At 41.9% G+C, this 12,173-nt stretch carries 11 protein-coding genes, 1 pseudogene and 1 riboswitch; of the genes and pseudogenes, 11 read left to right on the top strand and 1 reads right to left on the bottom strand.

The annotated features are described in order from the left end of the window. The 6 genes and pseudogenes from CHI10_RS21065 (at nt 1) to CHI10_RS21090 (ending at nt 5,838) form a co-directional block, all read left to right on the top strand. Nucleotides 1–906, top strand: coding sequence for an ABC transporter ATP-binding protein (locus tag CHI10_RS21065; protein ID WP_095246103.1), 906 nt, complete (start codon nt 1–3; stop codon nt 904–906). Beyond that, complete coding sequence (locus CHI10_RS21070; RefSeq protein WP_095246104.1) at nt 903–1,679, top strand: ABC transporter permease; 777 nt, start codon at nt 903–905, stop codon at nt 1,677–1,679. Before CHI10_RS21065 ends, CHI10_RS21070 begins: the two co-directional genes overlap by 4 nt. A gap of 93 nt (nt 1,680–1,772) precedes the next feature. Next, nucleotides 1,773–2,616 (top strand): annotated as a pseudogene (locus tag CHI10_RS21075) (patatin-like phospholipase family protein). 266 nt (nt 2,617–2,882) lie between these two features. Further along, entirely contained in the window at nt 2,883–4,223 is a 1,341-nt protein-coding gene (locus CHI10_RS21080; protein ID WP_095246105.1) for a S8 family serine peptidase, read from the top strand. 164 nt (nt 4,224–4,387) lie between these two features. Then, the gene (locus CHI10_RS21085) at nt 4,388–5,173 is read left to right on the top strand and encodes a hypothetical protein (RefSeq protein ID WP_095246106.1); all 786 of its coding nucleotides are present in this window, start codon (nt 4,388–4,390) and stop codon (nt 5,171–5,173) included. Nucleotides 5,174–5,262: 89 nt separating this feature from the next. Next, nucleotides 5,263–5,838: a TlpA disulfide reductase family protein gene (locus CHI10_RS21090; RefSeq protein ID WP_095246107.1), complete on the top strand. Its 576-nt coding sequence runs from the start codon at nt 5,263–5,265 to the stop codon at nt 5,836–5,838. An 18-nt stretch (nt 5,839–5,856) separates the two neighbouring features. Here the strand turns inward: CHI10_RS21090 and CHI10_RS21095 are convergent, their stop codons facing one another. After that, nucleotides 5,857–6,678: an EcsC family protein gene (locus tag CHI10_RS21095; protein ID WP_095246108.1), complete on the bottom strand. Its 822-nt coding sequence runs from the start codon at nt 6,676–6,678 to the stop codon at nt 5,857–5,859. Between the two features lie 132 nt (nt 6,679–6,810). Next, nucleotides 6,811–6,973, top strand: a riboswitch (FMN riboswitch). A 144-nt stretch (nt 6,974–7,117) separates the two neighbouring features. Between CHI10_RS21095 and ribD the strand changes: the two genes are divergently transcribed. The 5 genes from ribD (at nt 7,118) to CHI10_RS21120 (ending at nt 12,098) form a co-directional block, all read left to right on the top strand. Then, nucleotides 7,118–8,215 carry a bifunctional diaminohydroxyphosphoribosylaminopyrimidine deaminase/5-amino-6-(5-phosphoribosylamino)uracil reductase RibD gene (gene ribD, locus CHI10_RS21100; protein ID WP_095246109.1) on the top strand — a complete coding sequence of 366 codons (1,098 nt, stop codon included), beginning with the start codon at nt 7,118–7,120 and terminating at the stop codon, nt 8,213–8,215. Further along, a complete protein-coding gene (ribE, locus tag CHI10_RS21105; protein WP_095246110.1) occupies nt 8,215–8,871 on the top strand; it encodes a riboflavin synthase in 657 nt (218 codons plus the stop codon). Before ribD ends, ribE begins: the two co-directional genes overlap by 1 nt. A 25-nt stretch (nt 8,872–8,896) precedes the next feature. After that, nucleotides 8,897–10,090, top strand: a complete 1,194-nt coding sequence (locus CHI10_RS21110; RefSeq protein ID WP_095246111.1) for a bifunctional 3,4-dihydroxy-2-butanone-4-phosphate synthase/GTP cyclohydrolase II — start codon at nt 8,897–8,899, stop codon at nt 10,088–10,090. Between the two features lie 14 nt (nt 10,091–10,104). Further along, complete coding sequence (gene ribH / locus CHI10_RS21115; protein ID WP_095246112.1) at nt 10,105–10,581, top strand: 6,7-dimethyl-8-ribityllumazine synthase; 477 nt, start codon at nt 10,105–10,107, stop codon at nt 10,579–10,581. Nucleotides 10,582–10,799: 218 nt separating this feature from the next. After that, entirely contained in the window at nt 10,800–12,098 is a 1,299-nt protein-coding gene (locus CHI10_RS21120) for an NCS2 family permease (RefSeq protein WP_095246113.1), read from the top strand. Nucleotides 12,099–12,173: the final 75 nt, after the last annotated feature.

The raw sequence follows: 12,173 nt of genomic DNA on the forward strand, positions 1-12,173 counted from the left end.
ATGCCGGTTGTAAGCATAACAGGGCTTAAAAAACGGTTTAAGGAACAAGAGGTCATAAAAGGTCTGGATTTTCAATTAAAAGAAGGAAAATGTATTGCCCTTCTCGGAGCAAATGGAGCAGGAAAAACAACTACACTCAAAATGCTTGCCGGCCTGGTGAAGCCGGATTCCGGTACGATTGTGTATGAAGGGGGAGAAAAAGCGGATTTTCGAAGATTAATAGGCTATCTTCCTCAATTTCCTGTTTTTTATGAATGGATGACAGGCAGGGAATTTCTTGAATACGCAGGTCAGCTTGCAGGACTTCCCAAAGCAGAAGCAAAAGACAGAGCAAAGGAGCTTCTAGAACTTACCGGTATATCCGAAGCTAAAAACCGCCGGATTGGAAAATACTCAGGAGGCATGAAGCAGCGGCTTGGCATTGCACAGGCGATCATTCACCGCCCCAGGCTTGTCATGCTCGATGAACCGGTTTCAGCGCTTGATCCATTTGGACGCAGGGAAGTGCTGGAGCTGTTGAACAGGCTGAAAAAAGAAACGGCAATTCTGTTTTCCACCCATATTCTAAACGATGCAGAAGAAATATGTGATGAAATTTTATTCCTCCATGGTGGTGAATTGGTTGAATCCGGAACATTGGCAGACCTTAGAACCAGGCATCAGCAGGCTAAGATTGACCTGGTTTTTAAAGCGAATGCTGCTGAATTTGCTGAAGAGATATCTCTGTTTCCGCTTGTTTCCTCAATGGAAGTGAATGGAAATAGTGCAAGCTTTTTGGTGAAGGATATTGAGGATGCCAGGAATTTATTTCTAACTGAAATTGCGAAACGGAAATGGCCGCTGGTTAAGTTTGAAATCAGCAGAACGAGCCTTGAAGATGTTTTCATGAAGGTGGTGAAAAAATGAAGCAATGGGTGACTTTATTAAAAAAAGAAATGCTCGAGCTGGCCAGAAACTTTAAATGGATCTGGGTGCCGCTAACTTTTATTTTGATAGCTGTAAAAGAGCCTCTAACCTTATATTATTTGCCTCAAATTATTGATTCACTTGGCGGGCTGCCTGAAGGGGCAGTCATCGAGCTTCCTGTTCCTTCAGCCGGTGAAGCGCTTGCTGCAAGTCTCAGTCAGTTCAATACGCTTGGTGTGCTTATTATTGTTTTAATTACAATGGGAAGCATTGCCGGTGAAAGGAAAAGCGGTGTTGCAGGACTAATCCTCGTAAAGCCAGTATCGTACGCCGGGTTTGTAACAGCTAAGTGGACCAGTTTGATGATGCTCATATGGTTATCATATTTTCTGGGTTACTTCCTATCCTGGTACTATGTGGGCGTATTATTTGAATTTATTCCTTTTGCGGATTTTCTTAAATCCTTCTTTGTTTATGGCCTCTGGCTTACTCTTATAATCACTATAGTAATCCTGTTCAATACTTTTATAAAATCGCCTGGAGCGGTTGGATTTATCTCTATTGGCATTATAGCCATAGCAACTCTATTAAGCACTTCGCTTTCTCATCTGCTGGAGTGGAGTCCGGCCCTACTGTCTGCTTATACAAATGCTTTTATCATGGGCGGTAATTTCCCTGATGAATTATTGCCGAGTATCATTGTTTCTGTGATTGCCATTACGATTTCCATATTTGCATCCATTGCGATATTTAAAGGAAGGGAACTTGCCTGATTTCATGCAGGTTCCTTCCTTTTGGGCATAATTGTATATCGGAGAGTGCTATTTTGGTAGTATTGCTTTAAAAGATAGAAAGGAAGATGAAAGGTGATCAGTGAAACGGGCCTGGTGCTTGAAGGCGGAGGAATGCGTGGAGTGTATACAGCCGGTGTTCTCGAATATTTTCTTGAACAGGACCTCAGCTTTCCTTATGTTATTGGTGTTTCTGCAGGCGCATGCAATGCCGCTTCTTATTTGTCCAAACAAAAGGGCAGAAATAGAATTGTAAATTTGGATTATGTAACAGATCCGCGATATATCTCATGGCGCAATTTCTAAATCGCGTCAGTTTTTCGGAATGGATTTTATTTTTGATGAAATACCGAATAAGCTTGTCCCCTATCACTACGAAGAGTTTTATAAAAACCAGTCTGAATTTGTAATTGGAACAACAGATTGCCATACAGGCAATCCTGTTTATTTCAATAGAACAGACTATGGGAAAGATATGCTGAAGGTTTTAAAAGCATCCAGTTCCCTGCCTTTTATTGCACCTGAGGTTGCTATTAATAAAAGAATCCTCCTTGATGGAGGAATAAGCGATCCCATTCCAATTAAAAAAGCACAGCAGGATGGATTCAAAAAAAATATAGTAATCCTGACAAGAAACCGGGGCTATTCCAAAAAACCATCTAAATTTGCTTTTATGGTAAAAAGGAAATATCCGCATTATACCGGGCTGCAAAAAGCACTGGCAGAACGTTACCTGACCTATAACGAGACCCTCCGCTATGTAGAGCAGGAAGAAAAGAAGGGGACAGTCCTTGTCGTCCAGCCGCAGGAGCCGTTACAAGTGGGACGGATGGAACGTAATCCTCAAAAACTGGAAAAGTTATATCTCCAGGGATATGATGATGCCAGAAAATCATTTAAAAGAATCAATCAATTTTAACCGTATCTATCATGGTGCGGTTTTTTAATTAGGATGAAACTCTTATCTTTTCGACAGTAAGGATTGGGAGGAAAAAGAGAATTTGTTGAAAACAAGGCTAATATACCTGTGGTTGTTTAAATCTATGGATTTTAATGTAAAAAATATGAGTTCTAAGTTGTGGAGTTCCTTTTTGGGGCAAAGGGATTTGTCGAATAACAAAGATTGCTGGAAAATTTATTTTGAATATAATGAAAATTAGAAAATATAAGGGGGCAATATACAAAATGAATATGAAAAAGGGCATCGTAACGGCTGCATTAAGTTTGGCATTATGTGCCTCAGCTGTTTTTGCGGGTTCTGCCGGTGTTGGACAAGCCCAAACTGCTGTAAAGAACTATTTGGTCGTATTTAAAGATGAAGCAAAGCTTCCTGCAGGGTATACAGATTTAGTGAAAAAGGCTGGAGGGCAAGTACAGAATAAACTGAACAAATTAGGAGCTGTTGAAGTCTCTTCAGCTAATCCTAATTTTCTTAATGAAATCAGAAAGTCTTCCCTAGTATCATCTGCCGGCGCTGAAAATGTCATTTATCCCGAAGCTCCTGCAGTGGAAGCTGATCTTCCATTAGATGGTGCGGATTTATATAATCGTCTGCAGTGGGACATCAAACAAGTAACAAATGATGGAGCATCATGGAATCTTCCAGGAGGGACTGGAAAGGCTGCTGATGGCAAAGATATCGTTGTTGGGGTAATTGATACAGGTATCGACTATAACCACCCGGATCTAAAGGGAAATTACGCATATGGTAAATCATTTGTTCCCGGCTATCCGGATCCAATGGATGAAAACAGCCATGGAACACATGTTGCGGGATCCATCGCAGCAAAAGGAAGAACGATGGGGGTTGGACCAGACTTGAAGGTAGCGGCTTACCGTGTATTCGGTCCTGAAGGAGGGGCAGCTACTTCCCATATTGCCGAAGCTTTAATGACAGCTGCGGATGATAATGTAGATGTTGTTAACATGTCTCTTGGCGGATATGATTGGTTCCAGAATCCTGAGTATGCAACAAAGGATACTGTAGCGGACGTACAAATGTTTAACAGAGCCATCAAATATGCCATTCAAAAAGGTGTTACTGTAGTTGGTTCAGCAGGCAATAATGCTGTTGATTTAAAAAGTCCGGGGCAGCTTTCCGGTTCTGATAATGGTGCCACACACAGAAGTCCAAGCAGTCAATTGATGATCAGGGTGTCTGCGGGTGGAGCTTTAAAGAATCTTGCTTTCTATTCGAATTATGGTGTCGGCAAAATTGATGTTATGGCTCCAGGAGGAGACTTGGGACCAAACTATGATCCAAATACCGGAGCCGGCAGGGATAATACTTACTTGGCATTAGCAACAATCCCTGGCGGAGGCTATGGCTATAAGGGTGGAACTTCCATGGCTGCTCCGAAAGTTGCAGCACTTGCTGGTGTGATCATCGCAAAACATGGTAAAGACAAAATTTCTCCCGCAAAAGTTAAGCACATTATTCAAACTTCATCAGAAGATATCTTTAAGCCTGGGTATGACGAGCAGTCAGGCCACGGGCTAATAAATGCAGTTAATGCGCTAAAATAATTCTATTAATCAGGCTGGCGGAAACTTTCCGTCAGCTTATTTTTTTAAGTGAATTTTGCAAAATAAAAAGAGCTCCCGCTAATAAAATCCTCTTAAAATTCATTTTTATTGGACCTGATTAATAGAATATAGAAAGAATCAAATAATGCAGGGGAGACTTACTGATGAATATCCAGCACTATTACCTGAAAACAGCTGACATCTCTTTGAATGCAAGCCTTACAGCACTTATGCCCCCAATTTTTGTTTTATTGATATTCTTCAACAAATTTCCAGGGGCTAATTTCATTATTATCTTGTTCCCTTTTATTATTTATAGCTTTTTGTGTCATCAAATGTATCTGCTGAATAAACAAAGGGCAGCCGAGGCAGCAAGTAATTATTACTATAAAGGACAAGCCCCTCTATCTTTTTTAGAGCAGTCAAGTGTGCTGATCGCTTTTTTGCCGGCTCCTTCTCTCAGAATGGTTATTTTTGATCCTGAAGGAATGATGATAGGTGAAATCAGAGATATGAAAATGCGGAAGCTTCGCTGGTTCCTCCCTTATTTTATAGACCGATTTTTCCCAAAAAGGCTGGGGATTTATGACCATACTGAAAATCTTGAGGCATCTATCATCATCCGTAACAAGGGAATCGAAGTCTTGTCTTCAGATGGCCACTGCAGGGAAATAATCGAATTTAAAAAGGATGGGAGCACTCTGCTGTTTCAGAGTGAAGATATGCAGTATGCCGTTCCTAAAACCTTTTTACACACAGATCTGCAGGTTTTGGATGATCAATCGAATAGAATTGCCCGTCTTCGCAAAGGGTGGATGCCATTTGAGTGGGGGAAGCGCTTTAAGGATCCAAACACACCTGTCCTTTCCTTTAATATTAGTCTGGATGCAAAAGAAAAGCGCAGAATTTATGCCATTTTTGCGGCTCTGTTTCTTTATCGCAATCATTAAAACCATGTGCACATTTATAGATTCTGGATTCCCTGTATAGTATGATAAATTCAGTTTAAGTATAGGGAAATCAATTTAGAGGTGTTGGAATGAAAAAGTTTTTACTGGGAGCTGCAGTTATTGTCCTTTTGCTGTTCATTGTTGACAAGACCATTCTTAAGGAACAGGGAGTAGTTGAGCAAGCCGGACAAATGCAAAAATACGATAAAATTGAAGATCCTGAGGATTTGCCTATTGGTTTGGAGAAAGGCAACCTTGCTCCGGATTTTCAACTGACAGATATGGAAGGGAATCCGGTAAAGCTCAGTGACTACAGGGGCAAAGCGGTGCTTCTGAACTTCTGGGCAAGCTGGTGTCCTCCATGCCGCGCGGAAATGCCGCATATGGAAAAGCTGTATAAAAAGTACAAAGATAAAAACTTCGATATTCTTGCCGTAAATCTCACAAACACTGAAAAGAATAATGGAGATGCTGAGAAGTTCGTGAAAGAGCTGGGGCTGACTTTTACAATTCCCATGGATGTAAAAGGCGCTGTTGGTGGGGATTATAATATTATGGCCTATCCCACAAGCTATTTTATTGACTCTGATGGAGTTATAAGAGAAAAAGTTTTGGGAGCCTTAAATGAAGAATATATGGAGAAGGAAATCAAAAAGCTTCCATAAATTAGCCGGAGAGCCATACTAGCTCTCCGGTTTTGTATCTGCAATCATATCCTGGTGAAGACGATTAACGATTACCCTTTTTCTGTATAGCATTATGCCGGCTTCTGCAATATCATTAACGGCAGAGCGATTTATGAATGCCCCAAAAAGCAATCCGGCAATAGGGATCATTTGGAAAAGTTTTTTCCAGCCTATTTGGTCCCTGTACGAAAATACAACCTCTCTCCAGCCTTGAAGCTCAGAAACGACTTCCCTCTTCGGTCCTTCTTCTTTAGCGCCAAACATGGTAAGCTGCTGTAGAATAGCTTTTTTTCCAACAATATCACTGGAAACAAATTGAAGGATTTTGACGATGAACATTCTTTCATTTTTATCTGCGGGATCGAAGCCATAGCAAATCGCAATATCCTGCAGTGTTTTTAATTGAATGCCGAGGAGAAGGGGGATATCAATGGTCAGGGTGAAAATCCCTCCGACTCCTGTTCCCGCACCCTGCAATGCAGCGGTTCTTTTTCGGTTTGAGGTTAGCTTTTCCGCGGCTTCATCCATCTTTACTATGGGCAGGGCTTCTAGATCCTGCAGGGTATGGATATTTTGTCCAGGATAATAATTCTTTAAGGCTGCTGCTGAACTTAAATATCTTCCTCCTGATTGAATATACGTGCCAAGTTCATCAAGAATCACTCCAACCTTTTTTTGTATGAACTCCGGTGTAAATCTATCAATAAGTTTGAAAGGAAGCCTCCCGAGCTTCTCCCAAAACCACAAATCACCTTGGTCTTTTTCCCATTCTTCGCATTTCTTTAATTCATTTATCAGCTGTTCTTTCGGTTCAATCATTAGTATCGCCCTTTCATTCCTTCTTCTATATTTTAACTATACGGCTGTTTAAAGCAAAAGTTTCAATTCTTTCACAACCAATTCTCTTTGTATATTCCGGCTATTCATGATAAGATTCTTATAATAGAATAGGATTTCCTTCGGGGCAGGGTGAAATTCCCAACCGGCGGTGATGAGGGTACGCCCTCTTAGTCCGTGACCCGGTTTTATTAGCAGAGATAGGTGCTTAATAATAGCGGTGGATTTGGTGAAATTCCAAAGCCGACAGTGAAAGTCTGGATGGGAGAAGGAATGAGTATAGTAATGCGTTCAAAAAAACCCTTTTTTTAACGCTTATTTCGTCATGTGTTTTTGCCCCGTTACACCTAGCTGGTGTGCGGGGTTTTGCCGTTTCATACTTAATTTGGAGAAATTGTAAGGAAAGGAGGATTCATATAATTTGAACCACCAGGAATATATGAAGTTAGCCATAAGTCTGGCAGCGGCAGCCAAAGGACAAACCAGTCCTAACCCGCAGGTGGGTGCGGTTGTTGTTAAAAATGGTGAAATTCTTGGGATGGGTGCTCACCTGAAGGCGGGAACTCCCCATGCAGAAGTCCATGCGATTGCTGCGGCTGGCGATGAGGTTAAAGGGGCTGATATTTATGTCACTCTTGAACCGTGCAGCCATTTTGGCAGGACTCCACCATGCGCAGACTTAATTATTAATTCAGGAATTAATAGGGTTTTTATTGCTTCTGCCGATCCAAATCCTCTGGTTTCAGGCAAAGGAATCGAAAGGATGCAGGATGCCGGTATTGACGTGGTGACCGGTCTGTTGAAAAAGGAAGCAGATGCCCTAAACGAACCATTTTTCCATTTTATAAAAACAAAGACACCATACGTAACCATTAAAGCAGCTTCATCGTTTGATGGGAAAACAGCTGCAAAAACCGGTGACAGCAAATGGATTACCTCTCCAGAATCCAGGCAGGATGTACACCGTCTACGGCATGAACATGACGCAATACTTACAGGTGTAAATACGATCATTCACGATAATCCCCTTTTAACCGCCAGGCTGCCCCAAGGCGGAAAAAATCCCATTCGAATTGTTTTAGATACAAATCTCAGAATTCCGGCTGACGCAAATGTCATCCGAGATCAGTCTGTTAAGACCATCATCTTTACCGGCTGCGAAATAGATTCGACAAAAGCAGAGGAAATAAGGAAGTATAATGCAGAAGTTTTTTCTTTTCCTGCTAATGAGGTGCCGATTAAAGAAGTATTAAAAAACTTAGGTGAAAGAAACATCATGACTTTATTTGTTGAAGGCGGGTCTGAGATCCATGCTTCATTTATTAAAGAAGGTTTCTTTCAGCAGATGATCCTCTATATGGCTCCTAAAATTATTGGAGGCAATAAGGCGATTCCATTTATTGGCGGGGATGGTGCCGACTATGTAAAAGACTCCCCTGTACTGGAATTCGCAGAAATCAAAAGGATTGGCGGAGACCTTAGAATTACCGCAAAACCGCTGAGGGAGGCCACGCAATAATGTTTACAGGAATTATTGAGGAGCTTGGAACAGTAAAAAAAGTAGTTCAGCAAGGCAAGGCGATGAAACTGACGATTCAGGCCTCCAAAGTTTTATCAGATGTTCAATTGGGGGACAGCATTTCGGTTAATGGCGTGTGTCTTACAGTTACGGAATTTGCAAAAAATGAATTTTTAGCAGATGTCATGCCCGAAACATTCAAAAGCACTTCGCTATCTGCCATTAAAGAACGAACAAAAGTCAACTTGGAGAGGGCGATGTCGGCAAATGGCCGATTTGGCGGGCATTTTGTGACAGGGCATGTGGATGGTACAGGTCAGATCCTCAAAAAGACATCGAGTGAAAATGCTATTTATATACAAATATCTGTGCCGGCTGCCTTAAGCCATTTGCTTATTATGAAAGGATCTATCGCTGTGGATGGGATTTCCCTGACTGTATTCGGCAATGAAGACAATACCGTTACCGTCTCGATCATTCCCCACACAGCGAGTGAAACGGTACTAGGCTTCAAAACAGTTGGTGACATTGTCAATCTCGAATTTGACATGCTTGCAAAATACCTATATTCCTTCATGAACAGGCAGCAGCAGGGGACCACACCGCCTAAAGAAGGAATATCAGAAGGATTCCTTAAAGAGAACGGCTTCTTATAATTAGCAAAAGGAGGGGCAATAAATCATGTTCAGTGAAATAAATGAGGCTTTGGAAGATTTAAAAGCAGGAAAAGTCATCATAGTCTGTGATGATGAAGATAGGGAAAATGAAGGGGATTTCCTGGCAATCGCGGAATATGCGAAACCGGAAACCATCAACTTTATGGCCAAAGAAGGCAGAGGCCTGATTTGTACACCCATCACAGAGGAGCTGGCTGAAAAACTGGAGCTGAATCCGATGGCAGAAGTAAATACTGACAGCCATGGAACAGCGTTCACAGTCAGTATTGATCATGTGAAAAGCACTACAGGCATCAGTGCTTTTGAGCGTGCTTTCACAATAAAAGAAATGCTCGAGAGTGACGCTAAGCCTTCAGACTTCTCCCGTCCGGGACATGTTTTTCCGCTGGTTGCAAAAAAAGGAGGAGTCCTCAGGAGGGCAGGCCATACTGAAGCAGCAGTCGACCTGGCTCGTCTCGCAGGTGCTTCACCTGCCGGGGTTATCTGTGAAATCATGAAAGATGATGGAACAATGGCGCGCGTAGATGATCTTGAAAAAGTGGCAGAAAAGTTTAACTTAAAAATGATCACGATTCAGCAATTGATCGAGTATCGATTGAAACATGACTCCATTGTAAAAAGGGAAGTGGAGATTCAGCTTCCAACAGAATTTGGAGATTTTAAAGCAGTCGGCTATACAAACACTGTAGATGGAAAAGACCATATTGCTCTTGTAAAAGGAGAAATAGATGAAAATGAACCCGTATTGCTTCGTGTTCATTCAGAGTGCCTGACCGGAGATGTATTCGGGTCTAACCGATGTGACTGCGGACCCCAGCTTGAAGCAGCGCTTGCACAGATTGAGGAAGAAGGCCGGGGAATCCTTTTATACATGAGACAGGAAGGACGCGGCATCGGCCTGATCAATAAATTGAAAGCCTATAAGCTGCAGGAAGAGGGATATGATACCGTTGAGGCAAATCATAAACTCGGATTTAAAGATGATCTTCGCGACTATGGAGTAGGTGCACAAATCCTAAGGGATCTGGGGGTAAAAAAAATGCGCCTCTTAACCAATAATCCCCGCAAGATTGCAGGATTAGGCGGCTATGGGCTGGAGGTAGCCGAACGGGTTCCTCTTCAAATGCCAGCCAAATCTGAAAATGAGAATTACTTAAAAACAAAGAAAACAAAACTTGGGCATTTATTACAATTTTAAGGGAGCGATTTGAGATGAAACAAGTAATTGAAGGTCATTTAGTAGGAACAGGATTGAAAATGGCAATTGTTGTGTCACGTTTTAATGAATTCATTACGGGCAAGCTTTTAAGCGGTGCGGAAGATGCACTTAAGCGCCATGGAGTGAGTGAAGACGATGTGACAGTTGTATGGGTTCCTGGAGCATTCGAAATCCCGCTTGCAGCTAAAAAGCTATCCCAATCCGGAAAATTTGATGCAGTTATTACACTTGGCACAGTAATCCGCGGAGCAACTCCGCATTTTGATTATGTCAGTGGCGAAGTGGCAAAAGGGGTCTCAAGCATAGCATTGCAGAGCGGAGTCCCAGTTATCTTCGGAGTACTGACAACTGACACGATTGAACAGGCTATTGAGCGTGCAGGCACCAAATCCGGAAACAAAGGATGGGAAGCAGCTGTCGGAGCAATTGAAATGGGCAATCTGTATAGACAGTTAGCTGATAGTGAATAAAGGTTTCATTTCTTATTAAGTATCGTTGTTGGAAAGATAAGGAGCGGCATATCAAATCGGCGTGAGAATTCACGCTGATTTTTTTCTGAGCAGACGTCTGACCTTTCTATTGGCAGAATGAATTTTTTTTGATAGAATACTGCTTGTGGCTCACCCGTATTTTTATATGCGGGGAGAGCGGGTAGGGAGAGGGCTAATTGAATAGATAGGTAGTATATATGAGTAAGTGGTTTAACCGGCTTTTTCAGCTGAATTCAAATGGAACAACTGTTAAAAGGGAGGTTATGGCTGGAGCAATCGGCTTTTTTACGATTGTTTATATTATCGCAGTTAATTCTCTAATTCTCTCTGAAGCAGGAATACCTTTGGAAGCAGCTATTTTTGCAACCATTATAACATCGGTTGTCGGCTGTTTAATTATGGGGTTTTGGGCGAATGTGCCGATCCTCCTTGTACCTGGCATGGGAATTAATGCTTTATTCTCTTATACTATGGTCCAGTCCATGGGCTTAACCTGGCAGGAAGCATTGGCTGTAGTGTTCATATCCGGTCTGATCTTTGTTTTCGTGGCATTTTCACGATTTGCAAAGACATTAAGTGAATCGATTCCTCATTCACTTAAAGAAGCGATTACAGTGGGACTGGGGCTTTTCCTGATGCTGATCGGACTTGAAAAAGGCGGAATCGTTGAAAAAGGGACAAACTCCATTATTGCTTTAGGTGAGCTTGGCGACCCGCAAGTGCTTGCAACCATCTTGACGTTCCTCTTGGCCATCGTTTTATTCATGCGTAACGTACCTGGCAACTTTTTAATTACTGTTGTGGCAGGAACACTGATCGCATGGGCTTTTGGGCTGATAGATGTGCAGAAGACTAATGAAAAGTCTTTCGCACTTTCTGATTATATGGAAGTATTTGGGGCAATGTCATTTGATAACTTGCTTTCGGTCACTTTTTGGATTGCCATTTTTTCTTTGACAATGGTTCTGGTATTTGAAAATATCGGATTAGTCCATGGTCATGTTGGTTTTATTAACAGGCCGGAACAGTTTAAGCGTGCTTTCCAGGCAAATTCTGTTTCAGCATTATTGTCCGGTGTTTTTGGGACAAGTCCAACTGTAGCAACAGTTGAAAGTGCAGCGAGTATGGCTGCCGGGGGACGTACAGGATTGACAGCAGTTACAACCGGGATGCTGTTTGTGCTATCCGCATTCTTTATTCCTGTTATTAAGCTGATCCCAAACAGCGCGATTGCCCCAATTCTGATCATTATTGGCGGACTGATGCTGCAAAACATCCGCAATCTTGATTTAAAGGATATGAGCGAAAGCTTTCCGGCTATCTTTATCATTGCTATGATTCCTTTCACTTACAGTATTGCGGACGGGATTGCCATCGGATTTATTCTTTATCCAATCTTAAAGATTTCGATAGGCAAAGCAAGGGAAGTTTCAGTTGCTTTATATGTCATCGCAACTTTGTTTTTATTCAACTTTGTTTTTCATGTGATTAGTTAAAATAGATCATGGGATGTCCTTATATTGGGGCATCCTTTTTCTTTATCAAAGGCTGATTTCGCAAAGTTTGTTGCT

This window comes from Bacillus sp. 7894-2, assembly GCF_002272225.1.
Lineage (GTDB): Bacteria > Bacillota > Bacilli > Bacillales > Cytobacillaceae > Cytobacillus.